At 68.4% G+C, this 19,216-nt stretch carries 18 protein-coding genes and 1 other RNA gene; 7 read left to right on the top strand and 12 right to left on the bottom strand.

The annotated features are described in order from the left end of the window. Positions 1–92: 92 nt before the first annotated feature. Positions 93–839, bottom strand: coding sequence for an IclR family transcriptional regulator (locus O7R11_RS14295; protein WP_337998214.1), 747 nt, complete (start codon positions 837–839; stop codon positions 93–95). A 166-nt stretch (positions 840–1,005) separates the two neighbouring features. Here O7R11_RS14295 and O7R11_RS14290 point away from each other — a divergent pair, with 166 nt between their 5' ends. The 4 genes from O7R11_RS14290 to O7R11_RS14275 all read left to right on the top strand — a co-directional run bounded on the left by O7R11_RS14290 (position 1,006) and on the right by O7R11_RS14275 (position 5,183). Further along, on the top strand, positions 1,006–1,971 hold the full coding sequence (locus tag O7R11_RS14290) for an ABC transporter substrate-binding protein (RefSeq protein ID WP_337998213.1): 966 nt from the start codon (positions 1,006–1,008) through the stop codon (positions 1,969–1,971). 133 nt (positions 1,972–2,104) lie between these two features. Then, complete coding sequence (locus tag O7R11_RS14285; protein WP_337998212.1) at positions 2,105–3,481, top strand: dihydroorotase; 1,377 nt, start codon at positions 2,105–2,107, stop codon at positions 3,479–3,481. A gap of 83 nt (positions 3,482–3,564) precedes the next feature. Then, on the top strand, positions 3,565–4,389 hold the full coding sequence (locus O7R11_RS14280; RefSeq protein WP_337998211.1) for an ABC transporter permease: 825 nt from the start codon (positions 3,565–3,567) through the stop codon (positions 4,387–4,389). After that, a complete protein-coding gene (locus tag O7R11_RS14275) occupies positions 4,386–5,183 on the top strand; it encodes an ABC transporter ATP-binding protein (protein ID WP_337998210.1) in 798 nt (265 codons plus the stop codon). The genes O7R11_RS14280 and O7R11_RS14275 overlap by 4 nt, the downstream gene beginning before the upstream one ends. A 224-nt stretch (positions 5,184–5,407) precedes the next feature. Here O7R11_RS14275 and ggt read toward each other — a convergent pair whose 3' ends face one another. Then, positions 5,408–7,183: a gamma-glutamyltransferase gene (gene ggt / locus O7R11_RS14270; RefSeq protein ID WP_337998209.1), complete on the bottom strand. Its 1,776-nt coding sequence runs from the start codon at positions 7,181–7,183 to the stop codon at positions 5,408–5,410. Between the two features lie 175 nt (positions 7,184–7,358). Between ggt and O7R11_RS14265 the strand changes: the two genes are divergently transcribed. Next, the gene (locus O7R11_RS14265) at positions 7,359–7,601 is read left to right on the top strand and encodes a YecH family metal-binding protein (RefSeq protein ID WP_337998208.1); all 243 of its coding nucleotides are present in this window, start codon (positions 7,359–7,361) and stop codon (positions 7,599–7,601) included. A gap of 112 nt (positions 7,602–7,713) precedes the next feature. Further along, a complete protein-coding gene (locus tag O7R11_RS14260) occupies positions 7,714–9,174 on the top strand; it encodes an FkbM family methyltransferase (protein ID WP_337998207.1) in 1,461 nt (486 codons plus the stop codon). Here O7R11_RS14260 and cysK read toward each other — a convergent pair whose 3' ends face one another. From cysK to O7R11_RS14210, 10 genes are all read right to left on the bottom strand, one after another. Continuing rightward, positions 9,175–10,131 (bottom strand): cysteine synthase A, encoded by a 957-nt coding sequence (gene cysK, locus O7R11_RS14255; protein ID WP_337998206.1) that lies wholly within the window; start codon positions 10,129–10,131, stop codon positions 9,175–9,177. It abuts the gene before it with no gap. 291 nt (positions 10,132–10,422) lie between these two features. After that, positions 10,423–11,595 carry a cystathionine gamma-synthase gene (metB, locus tag O7R11_RS14250; RefSeq protein ID WP_337998205.1) on the bottom strand — a complete coding sequence of 391 codons (1,173 nt, stop codon included), beginning with the start codon at positions 11,593–11,595 and terminating at the stop codon, positions 10,423–10,425. Between the two features lie 311 nt (positions 11,596–11,906). After that, positions 11,907–12,839, bottom strand: a complete 933-nt coding sequence (locus tag O7R11_RS14245) for a hypothetical protein (RefSeq protein WP_337998204.1) — start codon at positions 12,837–12,839, stop codon at positions 11,907–11,909. 40 nt (positions 12,840–12,879) lie between these two features. Beyond that, entirely contained in the window at positions 12,880–13,323 is a 444-nt protein-coding gene (locus O7R11_RS14240) for a hypothetical protein (protein WP_337998203.1), read from the bottom strand. Between the two features lie 145 nt (positions 13,324–13,468). After that, entirely contained in the window at positions 13,469–14,065 is a 597-nt protein-coding gene (recR, locus tag O7R11_RS14235) for a recombination mediator RecR (protein WP_337998202.1), read from the bottom strand. 202 nt (positions 14,066–14,267) lie between these two features. Next, positions 14,268–14,591 (bottom strand): YbaB/EbfC family nucleoid-associated protein, encoded by a 324-nt coding sequence (locus O7R11_RS14230; RefSeq protein WP_337998201.1) that lies wholly within the window; start codon positions 14,589–14,591, stop codon positions 14,268–14,270. After that, entirely contained in the window at positions 14,588–16,348 is a 1,761-nt protein-coding gene (locus tag O7R11_RS14225; RefSeq protein ID WP_337998200.1) for a DNA polymerase III subunit gamma/tau, read from the bottom strand. The genes O7R11_RS14230 and O7R11_RS14225 overlap by 4 nt, the downstream gene beginning before the upstream one ends. A 46-nt stretch (positions 16,349–16,394) precedes the next feature. After that, an RNA gene (gene ffs / locus O7R11_RS14220) (signal recognition particle sRNA small type) lies at positions 16,395–16,490 on the bottom strand. Between the two features lie 253 nt (positions 16,491–16,743). Continuing rightward, positions 16,744–17,625 (bottom strand): prephenate dehydratase, encoded by an 882-nt coding sequence (locus O7R11_RS14215; protein ID WP_337998199.1) that lies wholly within the window; start codon positions 17,623–17,625, stop codon positions 16,744–16,746. 32 nt (positions 17,626–17,657) lie between these two features. Next, complete coding sequence (locus O7R11_RS14210; protein ID WP_337998198.1) at positions 17,658–18,428, bottom strand: 3-deoxy-manno-octulosonate cytidylyltransferase; 771 nt, start codon at positions 18,426–18,428, stop codon at positions 17,658–17,660. Positions 18,429–18,583: 155 nt separating this feature from the next. Here O7R11_RS14210 and O7R11_RS14205 point away from each other — a divergent pair, with 155 nt between their 5' ends. Next, positions 18,584–19,102: a c-type cytochrome gene (locus tag O7R11_RS14205; RefSeq protein WP_337998197.1), complete on the top strand. Its 519-nt coding sequence runs from the start codon at positions 18,584–18,586 to the stop codon at positions 19,100–19,102. Positions 19,103–19,216: the final 114 nt, after the last annotated feature.

Genomic DNA, 19,216 nt, shown 5'->3' with positions numbered 1-19,216 from the left:
CCCCCCCCCCCCCCCCCCACGTCCGTATGGCCCCGCCGTCTCTGCCCAGCGGCGGGGCCTTTTTTAAGCCTGCGGCGTTTCGTCCCCCCGCGTCAGCGCGAAATGAACATGTCCGAGTGGAGGACGTATTCCGAGACCTCTTCCGCCGCGTCGCGCACCGCATGGGCGAAGTCCTCGATCTTGCCGTCCGGCACGTCGTCGGCGCTGAGCACCAGGCTGACCCCGGCGACCACCTGTTTTGCGGCGAACACCGGGGCGGCGATGCCGATTCGCCCCGCCGCGACCTCGCCTATGGTCATGGCGTGCCCGGCGCGCCGGATGGCGCGCAGTTCCTCGTTGAACGCCTTCCACGTCGCGGCCCGGGTGCTGCGGCGGATTTCATCCTCGTTGTCCAGATAGATGCGCTTGAGGGCGCGCGCCTCCATGTTGGCCAGCACCACCTTCGACGAGGCGCCGATGAACAGGGGCATGGCGATGCCGCGCTCGTAGGCGGTGATCGGGTGCGGCGAGCGCCCCTGTTCCTGGTGAACGCACATCACGGTGTCGCGGTAGCGGCGGCAGAGGATGGCGGTCGCCTTCTGGGTGGTGCGGGCGAGCAACTGCCGCATCGGCTCGGCGGCGGCCTGGATCAGCGGGTCGCCCTGGCGGGTCAGGCGGTCGTACTCGATGAAGGCGGGGCCCAATATGTAACCAGCGCCGGTGACCGGGTTGAGAAAACCCGCCCGGCAGAGGTCCTGCACGTCGCGGTACGCCGAACTGGTGGAAACCGCCATTTCCCGGGCGATTTCCTCGACTGTCCAAGAGCCTTGACGCTGCCGGAAGAGGCCCAGGACACGCAAGATACGGCTGCTCAAAATTTCACCCCTGATTGCCTAAAAATTATCACCTATGGAGACAACACATAATTATCAATATCTGAGAATTTTGTATTGCGGATTTTAGCGTTCCCGTCTAGCCTTCGTGACGCAGGACGATGCAGGCACACCCAATTTCGTGAGGTCCGCCATGAAGAATCCCTTCGCGTATGCCGTCATGGCGCTTGCCGCCATGTTTGCCGCTCCCCTCTCCGTCGCGCCCGCACAGGCGGCCCCGGCCGAAGTCAGGGTCGCCATGCTGGCCCCCAGCTCGCTGCTGTGGTTGCATGCAATCGCCAAGGACCGGGGATTTTATACCGAAAACGGAATCGAGGTGCGAGAGTTGCGGGCCTCCGGTAGCCCGGCGCTCCTGCAGGCGGTCGCCTCCGGCAGCGCGGATGCGGGGTTCTCGCTTGGCGATCTCGCGGCCCGCGCCATCGACAAGGGGGCGGAGATCGTCATCGCCGGGGCCCTGCTCGACAAGGCGCTTCTGCGCTTCTACGGCGCCCCGGGCATCGAGAAGATGTCCGACTTCGCGGGGAAGAAGCTGACCGCGGGCGCGGTGCGCGGCGGCACCGCCAATCTCCTGAAATACCAGTTGAAGCAGGCGGGGGTCGATCCCAACAGCGTCAGCCTCGTCTCCATCGCCAATTCGCGCGACCGCATCATCGCCATGGGTAACGGCCAGGTGCAGGGCGCGCTGCTGATCCCGCCCTACGGCACGCTCGCCGAGCAGGCCGGGGCGAAGCTGCTGGACGTCTACCGCGAGCCCTACGTCGAGACCCCGCTGGTCTACAGCAAGGCGTGGGCGGCGGCCAATCCGAAGGCCGCCCGCGGCCTGGCCCAGGCGCTGAAGAAGGCCGCGGCGTTCATCAACGACCCGGCCAACAAGGATGCGTCCATCGACATCCTGTGCACGTTCACCAAGATCGACCGGCCGGTGGGCGAGGCGTCCTACGCCTTCGCCATCGAGCAGCAAAAGGCGATCCAGCCCGACCTCTCGATGTCCGAGGCGGCGCTGACCAACATCTACAAGATCGACGCCGCCGTCGGCGGCGAGGGGATGCCGCAGGCTTTCGACCTGAAGCGGTATTACGATCCCAGCTTCATCCGCTAGTCCGGAATCCCCGGCGAGCCGATACCTTCCGTCCGGCACTGCCCTGCCGGACGCGGGGGGCGGCTCGCCCCACTTCCTCCGCCCCAGGGGCCGGAGCCTGCCCTCGTGTCGTGTCATAGTGTGGAGTAGCAGCATGGACACCATCATCAAGAACGGGCTTATCGTCACCGCAGACGGCCGCTTCGAAGGCTCGATCGGCATTGTCGGCGAAGAGATCGCCGGCATCTACGCCCCCGGCGAAGAGCCCGAGGCCGCCGAGGTGATCGACGCCGCCGGGCTGGCGGTGATGCCGGGCGCCATCGACACCCATTCCCATCACCGCGAAGGTTCGGAGCCCGGCTTCGAATACAAGGAGACCATCGAGACCGCGACGCTGCAATGCGCGGTGGGCGGGGTGACCACCACGGTCGGCATGCCGAACGTCAACCCGCCGGTGAACAGCGCCGAACTGCTGCGCCGCCAGTTCGCCGTCTACGAACGGGAGGCCTACGTCGATTACAACTTCAACCCGGCGGGCACGGTTCTGGACGAGATGCCGGAACTCGCGACCATGGGGATCATCGCCTTCAAGGTGTTCATGGTGGTGGACAGCGGCAGGCCCTATCCGCACATGTCGGGCATCGGCGTGCACGAACACGGCAGGCTCTTCCGCATCATGAAGGAGTGCGCCCGCCTCGGCCATCCGTTGATGGTCCACCCGCACGACCAGTCGCTGATGACCGCGATCGAGGAGGAGTTCTGGGCGCGCGGCGAGCGCGACTGCCTCGCCTACGCCAAGGCCTACGCCGCCCACGACGGCCTGTTGTGGGACAGCTCGGTGGCGCTGCTGCTCCGCCTCGCCAAGGCGGCGGACTGCCACCTGCACATCCTCCACGTGCAGACCGAGGGCACGGTGAAGATGATCCGCCAGGCCAAGGCCGAGGGCCAGAAAGTGACCTGCGAGATCAATCCCTGGGCGATCTTCCTCGGCTGCGACTGGGCGACCGTCGAACGCCTGGGCTCCTACGCGCTGTCCTACTGGGTGCCGGAGAAGAACCTGCCGGAACTGTGGGCGGGCCTCAACGACGGCACCATCGACATGGTCGCCACCGACCACGCGCCGCACACCCGCGAAGAAAAGGAATGGGGCTGGACCGACGGCTGGAAGGCGCACACCGGCACGCAGTCCACGCAGCATTACCTCAGCCTCTGCCTGACCGCGGCGCACCAGGGCAAGCTGTCCCTGGAGAGCGTGGTGAGGCTCTGCTGCACCGAACCGGCGCGCGTCTTCGGCATCGAGAAGAAGGGCGAGATCCGCCCCGGCTACGACGCCGACCTGGTGCTGGTGGATCTCGACCGCGAATACACCATCCGCGACGAGGACGCGCTCACCCGCGTCGGCTGGACTCCCTATGCGGGGCAGACGGTCACCGGCGTGCCGGTGCGGACGATCCTGCGTGGACGGACCGTCTTCGCCGGCGGTAAGGTCGTGGGAGCGAAGGGCTACGGCCGCCTCGCGCGCGGCGGCTGAGACTGCGCGCAGGCCCCGCCGCGGCGGGGCTTGCGTTTCATGCCGGGCGGGCCCTGCGGGGCCCGCCGCCACGGGTAAGGACAATGCCGGAATTCCGTCAGTCGGGGGCAGCGATGGGTTCGATCAGTGGATTGCTCGACTTCCTGGAAAGTAAAGGGAGGGCCGCGGCTACGGCGCGCCTTCTCCTCTCCGTCGCCTTCGTGCTGGTGGTGTGGGAGGCGGTGGCGAGCGTGGTGGAAAGCCGCCTGCTGATCGTCCCGCCGCTGGAAGTGGCGCAGGCCCTTTCCGAGGAAAGCGCGTCCGGCGCGCTGTGGACCAACGCGGTGGCGACGATCGGCGCGGTCGCCATCTCGTTTCCGATCGCGGCGCTGATCGGCATCTCGGTGGGCCTGGCGCTGGCGTCGAGCCGCTTTCTCGCGCTCACCGCGGGGCCGCTGCTGACGGCCTTGAACTCGGTGCCGGTGATCGCGCTGGCGCCGCTGTTCATCGCCTGGCTGGGCCTCGGCTTCGCCTCCAAGTTCGTCATCGTGACGATCTTCTCGATGTTTCCCATCCTGGTGACCACGGAGGTCGGCCTGCGCGCCACGGACCGCCATCTGGTGGAGGCGGCGCGCTCCTTCAATGCGTCGTACTGGCAGATCTTCCGCACCGTCACCCTGCCGTTCGCGCTGCCCTTCATCATCAGCGGCATCCGCGTCGGCTGGGCCCGCGCCCTGGTGGCGATCATCGTCGCGGAGTTCTTCGGCGCGTTCGCGGGGTTCGGTTTCGCCATCCTCGCCGCGGGGCAGAGCTTCGACACCGCGGTGCTGCTCGCCTACGTCATCCTGCTCGGGATCCTGGGGCTCAGCGGCAGCCTCTTCTTCGAGTGGCTGGAGCGCCGCCTCGCCCCGTGGAGGCAAGACCAATGACCGCCGCAAGCGTCCTTTCCGTCGAGAGCGTCACCAAGGTGTTCTCCGGTGCCGGCAAGCCGGACCTCGTCGCCCTGGAGGACGTCAGCTTCTCCGTCGGCGACGGCGAGTTCGTCGCCATCGTCGGGGCGAGCGGTTCGGGCAAGTCCACCCTCCTGCGCATCATCGACGGGCTGCTGCCCGCCACCTCGGGCGCGGTGCGGGTGGGCGGCGAGGCGGTGACGCATCCGGGCTTCGACCGCGCCATGGTGTTCCAGCAGGATTGCCTCCTGCCCTGGAAGACGGTGCTCGACAACGTCGCCTACGGCCTGGTCATCGGCGGCGCGAAGATTGCGGACGCCCACGAAACCGCGCGCCGCTTCGTGCAGATGGCCGGGCTCACCGGCTTCGAGCACCACTACCCGCACCAGCTTTCCGGCGGCATGCGCCAGCGCGTCAACGTGGCGCGCGCCCTGGCGGTGAACCCGCGCATCCTGCTTCTCGACGAGCCGTTCGCCGCCCTCGACGCGCAGACCCGCGAAATCATGCAGGGCGAGCTGCTCAACATCTGGAGCGAGAGCCGCACCACCGTGGTGCTGATCACCCACCAGATCGAAGAGGCGGTGTTTCTCTCCGACCGCGTCGTGGTGTTCAGCGCCCGTCCGGGTTCGGTGCGGGAAGAAATCCCCGTGCCCCTGCCGCGCCCGCGCACCATGGAGATGAAACGCAGCGAGGTCTTCGTCTCCTTGGTGGACCGCGTCTGGCGCCTGATCGAACACGAGGTGCGCAAGGCGGTGGAAGAGGGCATGGCGTAACACGCTAAAACTTTGCGGGGGGACTCGGTCCCCCCACGCCCCCCATGACTTTTGGTTTTTGCGCGTAGCGCCATAAGGCCATCACGCCGCGTGACGGTCGATAGCCGCTGCGCGGCGAAAAGTTATGGGGTGCGCGAGGGGATTGAAGCCGACCGCCGGAGGCGGTGGGAACGCCCGGTGGGCGTTCCCAAGGCGGAAATGTCCCCTCGCAACGTTTTGATTTTTCAATACCCCACCGCCGCCCCGGCGGGTCTGCGGGCGTCGTTGGCGCCGTAGAGGAAGCCCGGACGCACCGCGCCGGAGAGCGCGGCGTCGTTGGCCGGGGCGTCGGCGTCCTTTTGCGCCGGGCCTTTGCCGCCCACCTGGATGAGTTCCGCCGCGCCCCAGGGTTTCTGTTCCTTGAGCGTATGGCCCATGGCTTCGAGGCGTTCGACGGTGTCGGGCGAGAGGCCGAAGGGCTCGTAGAAGAGGGTATCCGGCAGCCACTGGTGATGGATGCGCGGCGCGTCCACCGCCTCCTGCGGCGCCATGCCGTAGTCCACCACATTGAGGATGGTTTCCAGCACGATGGTGATGATGCGCGAGCCGCCGGGGCTGCCCAGCACCAGCGCCACCCGGCCGTCCTTGGAGACGATGCTGGGCGACATCGAGGACAGCGGGCGCTTGCCGGGGGCGATCTTGTTGCGCTCCCCCTGGACCAGGCCGTAGAGGTTCTTCACCCCGGGCTTGGCGGTGAAGTCGTCCATCTCGTCGTTGAGGAGGAAGCCGGTGCCCGGCGCGACGACGCCCGCGCCGAACGCGCCGTTGATGGTGTAGGTGACGGCGACCGCGTTGCCCGCCGCGTCCACCACCGAGTAGTGGGTGGTTTCCGGCTTTTCGTGGGGCGGCGTGCCGGGGGCGAGTTCCGCCGAGGGCGTCGCCTTGTCCGGGTCGATCCGCGCGCGGATTTCCGCGGCGTACTCTTTGGAGAGCAGGCGCGGCAGCGGGTTGGGCACGAACGTCGGGTCGCCGAGCAGGGTGTTGCGGTCGAGGTAGGCGTGGCGCATCGCCTCGGTCATCAGGTGCACCGAGCGCGCGGAGCGGAAGCCCATGGCGCGGATGTCGTAGCCTTCCAGCACGTTGAGAATCTGGCACAGGGTGACGCCGCCGGAGCTGGGCGGCGGCGCGGAGAGCACGGCATAGCCGCGGTAGGCGCAGGAGAGCGGCTTGCCTTCGGTCACGGTGTAGGCGGCGAAGTCGGCCTCGCTGAGGATGCCGCCGTGCGCCTTGCTCGCCGCCGCCACCGCCTTGGCGATGGGGCCGTGGTAGAAGGCGGAAGGACCCCTCTGCGCGATCAGGTCGAGGGTGGCGGCCAGGTCGGTCTGCACCAGGCGTTCGCCGGGGGCGGGGGCAGTGCCGTCGGGGCGGAGGAAGATGCGCGCCGCCTCCGGATCCTTGGCGAGGCGCGCGGCGCGCGCGGCGATGATGTCGGTATCGGCGCGGCTGAGCACGAAGCCCTCGCGGGCGAGGCCGATCGCCGCCGCCATCGCCTCGGCGCGGCTCTTGGTGCCGAAGCGGGAAAGCGCGTGGTCGAGGCCCATCACCGTGCCCGGCACCGCTACGGCGAGGTAGCCGTCGAGGGAGAGGCCCTTCACCACCTCGCCGTGCGCGTCCAGGTACATCCCCGCCCGCGCCGCGGCGGGCGCGGTTTCGCGGAAATTGAGGAAGGCGTCGCGCGGTGCGCCCGCCCCGGTGGCGAGGTGGACGGTCATGAAGCCGCCGCCGCCGATGTTGCCGCAGCAGGGGTTGACCACGGCCAGCGCATAGCCCACCGCCACCGCCGCATCCACCGCGTTGCCGCCCGCCTGGAGCATGGCGAGTCCGGCCTCGGAGGCGAGGCGCTGCGACGAGACGACCATGCCGTTGGCGGCCTCCACCGCTGGCTGGGAGGCGGCCTGCGCGCTCCCCGCCGCAAGACAGGCGGCCAGGGCAAGCGCCGCACGCGTGTTCCGCCGGGGCATGGACTTCCTCCTTTCGCCGTGGACATCCGCTTGCAGATGGGCGCGCCGCCGCGCCGCCGAAGCCCCCGGCGCGGAAAAAGATTATTATTGACCCCAAGGTAATCTTTGATACATTCCAGAAAAGTGCCTGGGCCGCTGCGGCCGCGCACGATTCCGCAACGGCTTGGAGGGAAGCATGGGCTCGGTTCACGGTCACGAGGTCCTGCACATGATGCTGGAGTCGGAGGAGGGATTCGCCTCCGCCGAGGCCCTCGTCGCGGCGATCGCGGCACGCTTCGGCGCGGCCTGCCGCTTCCACACCTGCTCCGCCGAGGGGATGACGGCGCGCGAACTGGTGGACTTCCTGGCGGAGCGGGGCAAGTTCGTGCCCGGCGGCGCGGGCTTCAATACGGAATTGGGGAAGATCTGCGCGCACTAGGGGGAACGCGGCGCGCGGCGCGTGCCGCGCCGCGGGGCGGCCCCTCTTGACGGGGTGTGGGCGGGATCGGAAAGTGGACGGGCCGCGTGGATACGACCGGAGAGGGACGGCGATGGGGACGGCGGGAAAATCCTGGAAGCTTTCGCTGGCGGGCGAGGCGACGGTCTGCGTCGCCCCGACGCTGCGCCAGATGACGCCGTACGTCCTGCTGGAACAGGAAGACTGGTTCGAGGACGAAATCCGGTTCATCCGCCGCTGGGTGGAGCCGGGCATGGCGGTCCTCGACATCGGCGCGAACCACGGGGTCTATGCCCTGTCGATGGCGGCAAGGCTCGGTCCGGGACGCGTCTGGGCCTTCGAGCCGACCGCGATGCCGCGGGAAAAGCTGATCGAAAGCATCGCGGAAAACCGCTTCGGCGATACCGTCACGGTGATTCCGGCGGCGCTTTCGGACAGCGCGCGCGATGCCCCCATGGCGGTCGCGGAAGACAGCGAGCTCAACACCCTGCACGGCGGAACCGGGCGCACGGAGATGGTGCGGGTGCGCACCCTCGATGCCTGCGCGGCGGAGTATTTTCCCGATGTGCGCATCGATTTCGTCAAGCTCGATGCGGAAGAGGAGGAACTGGCGATCCTGCGCGGCGGCGCGCGGGTGTTCGCCGAACAGTCCCCCCTGGTGATGTTCGAGGCGATCCGCGGTGACGCGGTGAGCGCCGCGCTGCTCGATGCCTTCCGCGCGCTCGGCTACGGCCTTTTCTTCCTGGCGCCGGAGGCGGGGGTTTTGCTGCCGTATCGGGAGGGGCAGGGCGAATGCCTCAATCTCTTCGCCTGCAAGCCGGACCGCGCCGAGACCCTGCGGGCGCGCGGGCTGCTGCTTTCGTGGGACGACGTGGCGCGGGAAGCGGGGGATTTTCTGCCTCGCCTGCCGGTGGTTCTGGCGCGGCTGGAAATGCTGCCCTTCGCCGCGCCGTGGATCGACGGCTGGTCCGCCGCCTGCCTGGGCGGCGCAGTGCCGCAGGCCTATGCCGCGGCGCTGGCGGCGGCGCTGGAAGCGGCGGACGCAACCGCCGCGCCGGAACGCCGCCTGCGCCTCTGGCTGGCGGGGTGGGAGTCCCTCGGCGGCTTGCCGCCGCAACAGGCCGCCCGCGCCGAGGTGGGCCTGTTGAAGCTGCATTTCCTGCACGCTCTCGGCAACCGCGACGCCGCCGTCGCCCTGGCGGCGGATATGGAACGCCGCCGCGGCCTGACGGATTGGCCGGTCATGTGGCCGGTGCTGCCGCCGTTGCCGGAGTCTCTGGCGCGGGTTTCAACCCTGCCGCCGGGGGAATGGGCGGGTTTCCGCGTGGCCGAGTTCATCACCCTGCAGGTGGCGCACTCGTCCTATTTCGATCTCCGGGGGTTTCTGCAGCGCCTGCCCCTGCATGTGCGCGACCCGGACCGCCTGCCCCGCACCGGCCGCATGATGGTGCTGCTCCTGGCGAAAGGGCTTCACCGCTTCTGCCGCGACGAAGCCCTCTCCTTCCCGCGCAACCGCGCGGCCTGGCGGGATGTGGCGGACGGGATCATCGGCTGATCACGCCTCGATGCCCTCGAACAGGGCGGAGGAGAGATAGCGCTCCGCCGCATCGGGCAGGATGGCGACGATGGTCTTTCCCGCGAACGCCGGGTCCGCGGCCAGCTTCGCCGCCGCCGCCGCCGCCGCGCCGGAGGAGATGCCCGCGAGGATGCCCTCCTCCCGGGCGAGGCGGCGGGCGAAATCGATCGCCGCGTCGTTCTCCACCGCTTCCACCCGGTCGATCACCGAAACGTCCAGGGTGTCGGGGATGAACCCCGCGCCGATGCCCTGAATCTTGTGCGGGCCGGGGGCGATCGTCTCCTTCCCCAGATACTGGCGGATCACCGGGCTGGCCGCGGGCTCCACCGCCACCGAGGTGATCGCCTTGCCCTTGGTCCCCTTGATGAAGCGGGAAATCCCGGTGATCGTGCCGCCGGTGCCGACGCCGGAAACCAGAACGTCGATGCCGCCCGCGGTGTCGTCCCAGATTTCCGGGCCGGTGGTCGCCTCGTGGATCGCCGGGTTGGCCGGGTTCTTGAACTGCTGCGGCAGGTAGTAGCGCTTCGGGTCCGAAGCGGCGATCTCCTCGGCACGGCGCACCGCGCCCGCCATGCCCTCCGGGCCGGGGGTGAGCACCAGGTTCGCGCCGAGGAACTTCAGCACCCGGCGGCGCTCCAGGCTCATCGTCTCGGGCATCAGCAGGGTGAGCTTGTAGCCCCTGGCCGCCGCCACATAGGCCAGCGCAATGCCGGTGTTGCCGGAGGTGGGCTCGACGATCTCCACCCCCGGGCCGAGCAGGCCCTTCTTCTCCGCATCCCAGACCAGCGCCGCGCCCAACCGGCACTTCACCGAATAGGCCGGGTTGCGGCCCTCGATCTTGGCGAGAACCACCGCCCCGCCGGGGGCGACGCGGTTGAGCCGGACCAGAGGCGTGCGGCCGATGGATTGCGCGTTGTCGGAATAGATACGGGTCATGGCATGCCGTCCTTGCTGCCGGTTTCAGTGTCTAAGGCCGTAGATATGAACTATTCCACACTTAGTCAATAGAAATAAAATTATTATACAGTTTATATATGTTAATATGGGGCAGGGGAAAACCAAAGGGGAAAACCTTGCGAGGGGGCTCGGCCCCCTCGCGCACCCGATAACTTTGGTTTTTGCGCGTAGCGCTATAACGGCAATGGGAGATGTTGCTTGCCGCTGCGCGGCGAAAAACAAGTTATGGGAGGTCCGGAGGGACCGAGTCCCTCCGGAAAGTTTTTGTGTTCAACCGATGGCGTGGAAGGCGGATTTCAGCGCCTTTTTCAGGTCCGCCACATCCTCCAGGCCGGTGGAGACGCGGAGCAGGCCGTCGGTGATGCCTGCGGTCTTGCGCGCCTCGGGGTCCATGGCGGCGTGGGTCATGGTGGCGGGATGGGCGATCAGGCTTTCGAAACCGCCGAGGGATTCGGCGAGGCTGAACGGCGCGCCGGGGCGGGTGAGCGCATCGACGAAGGGCTCCACCGCGGCGGCGTCGGCGAGTTCGAAGGAGAGCATGGCGCCGAAATCCTTCTGCTGGCGCTTCGCCAGGGCGTGGCCGGGGTGGTCCGCCAGGCCGGGGTAATAGACCTTGCCCACGGCGGGCTGGGTGGAGAGGAACTTGGCGATCGCCGCGGCGCTCTTGCACTGCGCGGCGATGCGCAGGTCGAGGGTGCGCAGGCCGCGCAGCACCAGCCAACTGTCGAACGGCGCGCCGGTGACGCCGGTGGCGTTGGCCAGCGCCGCCAGTACCTCGGAGAGGGCGGCGGTCTTGGCGACCACCGCGCCGCCGACCACGTCGGAGTGGCCGTTGACGTATTTGGTCAGCGAGTGGACCACGATGTCCGCCCCCAGGCCGAGCGGCTGCTGCAAGGCGGGGGAGAGGAAGGTGTTGTCCGCCACCACCAGCGCGCCCGCCGCCTTGGCCCGCGCCGCCACCGCCGCGATGTCGGTGATGCGCAGGAGCGGGTTGCTCGGGGTTTCGATCAGCACCAGTTTCGGCGGCTCGGCGAAGGCGGCGTCCAGATTCCCGGGATCGGTGAGGTCGGCGAAGACGACGCGGATGTGCCCCTTGGCGGCGCGGGTGCAAAGCAGCCGGTGGGTGCCGCCATAGCAATCGTGCGGCGCCAGCACCAGATCCCCGGCGGACAAGAGCCCGAACGCCAGGTCCAGCGCCGACATGCCGGTTGCGGTGATCACCGCGCCCGCGCCGCCCTCCAGCTCCGCCAGGGCCCCGGCCAGGGCGTCGCGCGTCGGGTTGCCGCTGCGGGTGTAGTCGTAGGTGCGCTTGGCGTCGAATCCGGCGAAGGAAAAGTTGCTGGAGGTGACGATCGGCGGGGTGATCGCGCCATAGGCGGCGTCGGCATCGATTCCGGCGCGCGCGGCAATGGTGCGGGAGGAACGTCGGGTGGTCTGCGTCATGGCGGTTCTCCGAAAGGTGGCGCTGTCGTCGCCCGGAGACCGCATATGGGGAGCCGCCCAAACAATTCGAGCCTTCCACAACGACGCGGCCGCAGGGGACCACATCGCCGGAAAGGCTCCGTGGCGCTTTAGCGATTGATCACGCGGTCGCAAGCTGCACCCATCAAATCCCGCGAGCCCGTTGCGGTGGGCCATGCCGTTGAATTGATAATTCTCAAATTTCTCCGCCGCTGTCAAGGCGGGTTTCACTTGGCCGGTCCCCGCCGCCACGCCCGCGGGGCGGCCCTTCTGCGTGTGCTCCGGAGCCGCTTCTACGACGGGTAGGCGATGTTCATGGTGACGGGGACGTAGAGATAGCCTCCCCAGACGGTGTACCGCCCACGGTCGCAGGTTTCCGGGTTGGTGATGACCGCGCCGGAGTTGTCCCGCGTCGTGGTCATGGTCTTCCCGGGTTTGTGCGCCCAGGCGCCGCCCTCCTGTAGGCGGTACCAGTGGTAGTCCCACAAAGCGGACGATGCTGCCGGCGGCCAGAAGACGAGGGCGACGAGCCAGCGGGGCCGTTCCGCCGCGGGGCGGCACGAGGTGCGTGGCACGGCGCCGTCGGCGAGGGCGCAGGCGCGGACGGATTCCAGCGAGGGGAGCAGGGTCTTGTGGGAATAGGCGCCGGGCTGCGGCGTGTACTCGTGCGGTGAGGCGACCTGGACCCGCATGTTGCAGGCATAGGCATAGCAGTTGTTGTTCCTCAGCCAGAACGCGCAGCCGTTCCAGAAGACGGGGTTGTACCTGCCGGTCTCGATTTCGCAGGAGCCATCGGCGATGGTGGAGGCGTTGTCGGGCCAGGCGTCGCGGCTGCCCGTGGCCTGGGGTTCGCCGCGGTTCCGGTCCTCCGGGTCGGGCCGCCAAGCGGGCACGTTGGGAAGTTCGGCCAGGGCGTGGTCGCGCAGGCCGTCCAGGGGCGGGGCCAGTGCCAGGAGGTCGGCGGCGAACCCGCGGCTGGCCTCGGCGTCCTCCGCCTGCCCGTCGGCGAGTCGGAAGGCGGCGGGCAGGCCGAACGCCGCGGCAACGGCCGGGTCGGCAATCTCCACGGCGAGCCCCCGGAAGCCGAGGAGGGACGGCGCAGGCCCGGTGTTCAGCGCCCGCGGCGCGGCGGCCGCCCGCTCCAGAAAGGTACGGGCGGCGGGCCCACCGATCTCCCAGAACGGGTCGTCCCGCCCCGAGAACACGTCGATCACGATGCGCAGCATGAATATCTCTCCCTTTCGGCTATCCGGATGTTCTTCCGGTTCAGTCGGTGGGGTCGATGCTGACCTTGCAGGAGCTCGAACTCGAGAATTTTACGAACAGTTTGGACTCCGCCCCGTCGATCCGCAGGTCCACCCTCCCGCTGTCCGAGGAACTGATGTAGCAGTAGAAGTTGTCCTTGATGGTGTAGACCTTGCCGTTGTTGAGCATGAACTTGATCCACCAGTAATCGAACGGCGATCCGGCCCCGGTCTCGTAGCCGATGGAGAAGGGGCCGACCGTGCTGCCGGTGGCGACGTTGTAATAGGTCGTCTCTTCCTGCTTGTCGGGATCGTTGCCGCAACGGTGGCGCACGGTGAGGGAGGCCATGTCGGTCCCCCAGTCGTTCTTCGTATAGACGGACCCGGTTCGTTCGGAGAGCTCCGCGGGTTCGTCGAGTTTTTCAGTGTGGCCGCACTTGCTGTTGATGAGCGTATCTTCGGACATGGGCGTTCCCCCGTATGAAGTGCGTACCCATGATAATGCCCTGAATTGGGGAGTCCATACGGTCATGAACAATTTTTGCGACTGCAACAAAAAGGGCCGCTAGGCGGCCCTGTTGCGTTCTCCCTTACCGGTGCTCCGGCCCAGCCTACTCGACGCTGCGCCGCGCGCGCAGGGCGGCGGCGATGGTGCCGTCGTCGAGGAATTCCAGTTCGCCGCCCACCGGCAGGCCGTGCGCCGGGGCGGTGAGTCTCACCCCGAGGCCGGCGAGGCGGTCGGCGGCGTAATGCGCGGTGGTCTGGCCGTCCACGGTGGCGGGCAGCGCCAGGATCACCTCCTTGACCCTGCCGCCGCGGATGCGCTTCGCGAGGCGCGGGAAGTCCAGTTCCTCCGGCCCGATGCCGTCCAACGGCGAGAGCAGGCCGCCGAGCACGTGGTAGCGCCCGCGGAAGGCGGCGGTGCGCTCCAGCGCCCAGATGTCCGCCACGTCGGGCACCACGCACAGCACCGCATCGTCGCGGCGCGGGTCGGCGCAGATCTCGCAGGGGTCGGAGGTGTCGTAGTTGCCGCATACCGAACACGGCCGCACCGCGGTCAGCACCTCGTCCAGGCTGCGCAACAGCGGGTCGCCCAAGACCTCGCGCTTGCGCAGAATGTGCAAAACCGCGCGCCGGGCGGAGCGCGGCCCCAACCCGGGCAGCTTCGCCAGCAACGCAACCAGACGCTCGATCTCCAGACTGCTCATGCGGATGCTCTAAAAGATAAAACTTCGCGGAGGGACTCGGTCCCTCCGCATCTCCCCTAAACTTTTGGTTTTGCGCGCAGCGCCATAAGACTGCGGCGGCTGCAACCTGCGTGTTGTTTGCCGCGACGCGGCGAAAAACCAGTCATGGGGTCTGGGGCCCACGGCCCCAGCGGGTCCGGGCGGAGCCCCGCCTTGTTCTCCCTCAGAACGGCAGCGACATCCCCGGCGGCAGTTTGAGGCCGCCGGTCAGCGCCTTCATCTGCTCCGCCGTGGCTTCCTCGATCTTCGCCTTGGCGTCGTTGTGCGCGGCGATGATCAGGTCTTCGAGGATTTCCGCCTCGTCGGGGTTGACCAGCGAGGGGTCGATCTTGATGCCCTTGAGTTCGGTCTTGCCGTTCATCGTGACCGTGACCATGCCGCCCGCGGCGCTGCCGGTGAACTCGGCCTCCGCGAGTTTCTGCTGCATTTCGGTCATGCGGGTTTGCATCTGCTGCGCCTGTTTCATCAGGCTGCCGAGGTTCTTCATTCTTCCGGGTCTCCATAGTCGGCGGCGTCCGGGGCGTCATCTGCGGCTTCGCGCATGCGCACCCGGGTGATGGTGGTGCCGGGGAAGGTTTCGACCACCGCGCGGATCAGCGGGTGCTTGGCGGCGTCCGCCTCGCGGCGGCGTTCCGTTTCCTCCTCCTGCCGGCGGAGGGTGGGTTCCCCCTCCTCGTCGGCGGAGGGCGCCACGGCCCAGCGGCGCTGGGTGAGCGCCTCCAGGCGCTGGGCGAGGCGGTGCGGGAAGTCGCGCTCCAGGTTCGGCAGGGGGCGGAAGATCAGCTTGCCCGGCTCGTAGGAGATCAGGTGCACGTCCTGGTGCAGGTGCATCGCCATCCGGGCTTCATTCTGCTCGGAGAGGAAGGCGACGAGGGCGGGAAAGCTGGCGGGCAGGATCACCGCGCTTGCGGTGGGTTCGGCCTGCGGCACGGGTGCGGGCGGCGCGGATGAAAAGACCGCGGTCTCGCCCACCGCCATGCGCGCCCCGCCGGAAGGCGCGCCGCCGGGGGCGGGCGCACCGCCGCCCGCGGGGACGCTGCGGCCGGAGGCGAGCGCCTTCAGCGCCTCGCCGGGGGTGGGCAGGTCCTGGGCGTAGATCAGGCGGATCAGCACCATCTCGGCGGCGGAGAGCGGCGCGGGCGCAAGCCGCACCTCGTCCAGCCCCTTCAGCAGAATCTGCCAGGTGCGGGTGAGCACCGCCATGGAGAGGCGCTCGGCCATCGCCTTGCCGCGCACGCGCTCGGCCTCCGGCATCGTCGGGTCGTCGGCGGAGGCGGGCACGATGCGCACCCGGGTCAGCCAGTGGGCGAGTTCCAAGAGGTCGGTGACGATGGTCGCCGGGTCCGCGCCCATGGCGTATTGCCGCGCCAGCAGGTCCAGCGCCTCGGCGGCGCGGCCGCTCATCGCCGCCTCGAACAGGTCGAAGATCAGCCCGCGGTCGGCCAGGCCCAGCATGTCGCGCACCTGGTCGGCGGTCACCGTGCCGTGGCCGTGGGCGATCGCCTGGTCGAGCAGGGAAAGACCGTCGCGCACCGAGCCGTCGGCGGCGCGGGCGATCAGCTTCAGCGCCTCGTCCTCCAGGGACGCGCCCTCCTTGGCGGCGAGCCCGGCGAAGTGGGCGGAAAGCTCCTCCGCATCCACCCGGCGCAGGTCGAAGCGCTGGCAGCGCGACAGCACGGTCACCGGCACCTTGCGGATCTCGGTGGTGGCGAAGATGAACTTCACGTGCTCCGGCGGCTCCTCCAGGGTCTTCAACAGCGCGTTGAAGGCGGCGGTGGAGAGCATGTGCACTTCGTCGATGATGTAGATCTTCGCCCGCGCCATGGTCGGGCGGTAGCGCACGCCCTCCAGAATCTCGCGGATGTCGTTCACCCCGGTGCGCGAGGCGGCGTCCATCTCCAGCACGTCCACATGCCGGTCCTCGGCGATGGCGCGGCAGTTGGGGCACACCCCGCAGGGCTCCGCCGTGGGCTGGGTCAGCGTGCCGTCGGCCCCGGTGCAGGTGAAGGCGCGCGCGATGATCCGCGCCGTGGTGGTCTTGCCGATGCCGCGCACCCCGGTGAGAATGTAGGCGGAAGCCAGCCGCCCCGAGGCGATGGCGTTGCGCAGGGTGCGGACCAGGGCGGCCTGGCCGATCAGGTCCTCGAAACGGGTGGGGCGGTACTTGCGGGCGAGCACGCGATAGGGCTCGGCCTTGGTCTCGGCCGGGAGCGCGGTTTCAACGTGTGTGGGAATGTCGCTCAAGCCAGGCCCCGTCAGATCGCCGTGCCCGGCGGAAGAGAAGCATCAAGGGAGAGACTGGCAGCGACCCAGACCGGAAATCGTTACGGCTGCTTCCTTCCGGACCTGACCGGGTTGGCGACGGGCCTGCCCGCCACCAGCCTCCGCCCCCATATATCGGCGGTTTTGCCCCCCGACGCAAGCGGCAAATCCCGGGTAAAACCCAGGCCGGGGGCGCCGCCCCCGGACCCCGCAAAGGGGCGCGGCCCCTTTGATCCCATAAGGTTTTGTTTTTGCGCGTAGCGCCGTAAAGCCATCACGCGGCGTGACGGTTGATGGCCGCTAACGCGGCGTAAAAAGGTCATGGGGTCAAGGGGCCTCCCGGCCCCTTGCGGGTCCGGGCGGAGCCCGGCCTGGTTTTACAGCGAGCGCTTGCGTTCGTCGTAGCGGTAGGGCGGCGCGGCGTAGGTGCCGAGGATGCGCAGTTTTTCGGTGAAGAACTGCAACTCGTCGAAGGCGAGGCCGACCAGGCGGTTGTCCGGGTGGCCTTCGATTTCGGCGAAGAACTGCGCGGCGACGAAGCTGCCGTCCACCAGGTAGCTTTCCAGCTTGGTGATGTTGACGCCGTTGGTGGCGAAGCCGCCGAGCGCCTTGTAGAGCGCGGCGGGGACGTTGCGCACGCGGAAGACGAAGCTGGTGACGGTCATGCCGTTGTTCGGCGGCACCGGCATCGGCTCGCGCGCCATGATGAGGAAGCGGGTGGTGTTGGTGGCGGCGTCCTCGACGTTGGTCATCAGCGGGGTGAGGCCGTGGATCTCCGCCGAAAGGCTGGAGGCGAGCGCGGCCTCCGCCGGGTCGTTGAGCTTCGCCACCTCGGCGGCGCCGCCCGCGGTGTCGGCGGTGACCATCGGGGTGAGCTTGAGGCGGCGGATCAGCTTGCGGCATTGCGACAGCGCGTGCACGTGGCTGCGCACGCGGCGGATGGTCTTGAGCGTCGCGCCGGGCGCGGCGAGCAGTTGGTGGTGGATTTCCTCGTAGTGCTCGCCGACGATGTAGAGGCCGGAATTGGGCAGCAGGTGGTGCACGTCGGCGACGCGCCCGGCGACCGAGTTGTCGATCGGGATCATCGCCAACGCGGCGCTGCCGTCCTTGACCGCGGAAAAGGCGTCCTCGAAGGCGGTGCAGGGCAGGGTGTCCATGCCCGGAAACACTTCCGCACAGGCGATCTGGGAATACGAGCCGGGCTGGCCCTGGAAGGCGATCCTGCCGCCCTGATATTTTTCCGCGATCGCTTCGTACATGCGGTCTGCTTCCTGCTGGGGCGCGCGGCGGCTTAGAGTCCCGCCAGGATATCCCGCGCGCGGTTGAGATCGGCGGCAGTATCGACGCCGAGCGGCACCGTGTCAACGCGCACCGCGGCGAAGGAAAGGCCGTGTTCCAGGGCGCGCAGCTGTTCCAGCTTCTCCCGTTTTTCCAGGAGGCCGGGCGGCCACGAGACGAACTTTTCCAGCGCCTCGCGGCGATAGGCGTAAAGCCCGATGTGGTGATAGAGCGGCCCGGCGTTGGCGGGCACGGTGGCGCGGCTGAAATAGAGCGCGCGGGCCACCGGCCAGGGGTCGGCGTCCGCGGGGTCGAAGCCCACTGCCGCCTTGACCACGTTGGGGTCGGTCTTTTCCGCCTCGCGGGAGATCTCCGCCACCAGGGTGGCGATGTCGTAGCCGCGGGAAAGCGGCTTCACCGCCGCGGCGATCAACGCCGGGTCGATGGTCGGCAGGTCGCCCTGGACGTTGATCACCGCGCCGTGGCGGCGCTGCGGGTCGATGATGGAAAGCGCCTCGAAGATGCGGTCGGAGCCGGAGGGATGGTCCGGCCGGGTGAGCACCGCGGCGCCCCCCGCAGCCTCCACCGCCGCCACGATCTCGGGCTCCGCCGCGGCCACCACCACCGGGCCGAGGTTCGCCGCCATGGCGCGCTCCCACACCCGCACGATCATCGGCTTGCCGAGAATGTCGGCCAGCGGTTTGCCGGGCAGGCGCTCGGAGGCCATGCGCGCGGGGATCAAGACGATCGGGTCGAGCGCGGCGGCGGGGTGTGCGGCGGACATCGATGGACTTCCCTGGAGTGGAACCGGACCCGCACTGTAGCCCCGCCTTCCGGCCCGGGCAAACGGAGAGCGCTTTCTCCATACTGGATTTTTCCGGTAGACTGCCCATGTCTCAGAGCGATCATCCACGGAAGAACCGGGGCGGGCGGATATCCATGTTGAGGACCATAGTCAAAAGCGCGGCAGGGCTGATCGTGGCGCTTGTCGTGATCGTGGGGGTGAACCTCTATGGCGATCTTCTGATCCGCGTCGGCGCCAGGGATGCGGTCGGCCCGGTCGGCCTGGCGGAAAAGGACACCGGCCCGGTCAAGGTGGCGAGCCTGGGCGAACTCCTCGCCGCGGCCACCCCCGAGGACGGCAAGAAGGTCGCCAAGAAGTGCCTCTCCTGCCACGTCTTCGACCCCGGCGCGCCGCACAAGATCGGCCCCAACCTCACCGAAACCGTGGGCGCGCAAAAAGGCAAAAAATCCGGCTTCGTCTACTCCGCCGCGTTCGCCAAGCTCTCGGGCACCTGGACCTATCAGGACCTCGATACCTTCCTCACCAAGCCTTCGGCCTTCGCCCCCGGCACCAAAATGACCTTCGCCGGCCTGCCGAAAGCGAAAGACCGCGCCGCGGTGATCGCCTACCTCGCCTCCCTGACCAAATCCCCACCGCCTTTCCCAGCGCCGTAAGGCCAAAACGTTACGAGGGGTCGCGGACCCCTCGCGCTCCCCATAACTTGTTTTTCGCCGCGCAAGCGGCAGGCAATACCTTTGCGGCGACCGCATGGGCTTATGGCGCTGCGC

It is taken from the genome of Oleispirillum naphthae (assembly GCA_027864655.1).
GTDB classification, from domain to species: domain Bacteria; phylum Pseudomonadota; class Alphaproteobacteria; order Rhodospirillales; family Rhodospirillaceae; genus Oleispirillum; species Oleispirillum naphthae.
Note: the sequence above shows the minus strand (reverse complement) of the source record. Positions and strands in the feature narration are given on the sequence as shown.

What these genes read in the sequence shown, in the direction of transcription:
- cysK (WP_337998206.1), bottom strand. Translation starts at nt 10,131, where the DNA reads ATGACCCGTATCTATTCCGACAACGCGCAATCCATCGGCCGCACGCCT.
- ggt (WP_337998209.1), bottom strand. Translation starts at nt 7,183, where the DNA reads ATGCCCCGGCGGAACACGCGTGCGGCGCTTGCCCTGGCCGCCTGTCTT.
- O7R11_RS14205 (WP_337998197.1), top strand. Translation starts at nt 18,584, where the DNA reads ATGTTGAGGACCATAGTCAAAAGCGCGGCAGGGCTGATCGTGGCGCTT.
- O7R11_RS14285 (WP_337998212.1), top strand. Translation starts at nt 2,105, where the DNA reads ATGGACACCATCATCAAGAACGGGCTTATCGTCACCGCAGACGGCCGC.
- O7R11_RS14240 (WP_337998203.1), bottom strand. Translation starts at nt 13,323, where the DNA reads ATGTCCGAAGATACGCTCATCAACAGCAAGTGCGGCCACACTGAAAAA.
- metB (WP_337998205.1), bottom strand. Translation starts at nt 11,595, where the DNA reads ATGACGCAGACCACCCGACGTTCCTCCCGCACCATTGCCGCGCGCGCC.
- O7R11_RS14230 (WP_337998201.1), bottom strand. Translation starts at nt 14,591, where the DNA reads ATGAAGAACCTCGGCAGCCTGATGAAACAGGCGCAGCAGATGCAAACC.
- O7R11_RS14275 (WP_337998210.1), top strand. Translation starts at nt 4,386, where the DNA reads ATGACCGCCGCAAGCGTCCTTTCCGTCGAGAGCGTCACCAAGGTGTTC.
- O7R11_RS14215 (WP_337998199.1), bottom strand. Translation starts at nt 17,625, where the DNA reads ATGTACGAAGCGATCGCGGAAAAATATCAGGGCGGCAGGATCGCCTTC.
- O7R11_RS14260 (WP_337998207.1), top strand. Translation starts at nt 7,714, where the DNA reads ATGGGGACGGCGGGAAAATCCTGGAAGCTTTCGCTGGCGGGCGAGGCG.
- O7R11_RS14290 (WP_337998213.1), top strand. Translation starts at nt 1,006, where the DNA reads ATGAAGAATCCCTTCGCGTATGCCGTCATGGCGCTTGCCGCCATGTTT.
- O7R11_RS14280 (WP_337998211.1), top strand. Translation starts at nt 3,565, where the DNA reads ATGCCGGAATTCCGTCAGTCGGGGGCAGCGATGGGTTCGATCAGTGGA.
- O7R11_RS14210 (WP_337998198.1), bottom strand. Translation starts at nt 18,428, where the DNA reads ATGTCCGCCGCACACCCCGCCGCCGCGCTCGACCCGATCGTCTTGATC.
- O7R11_RS14265 (WP_337998208.1), top strand. Translation starts at nt 7,359, where the DNA reads ATGGGCTCGGTTCACGGTCACGAGGTCCTGCACATGATGCTGGAGTCG.
- recR (WP_337998202.1), bottom strand. Translation starts at nt 14,065, where the DNA reads ATGAGCAGTCTGGAGATCGAGCGTCTGGTTGCGTTGCTGGCGAAGCTG.
- O7R11_RS14245 (WP_337998204.1), bottom strand. Translation starts at nt 12,839, where the DNA reads ATGCTGCGCATCGTGATCGACGTGTTCTCGGGGCGGGACGACCCGTTC.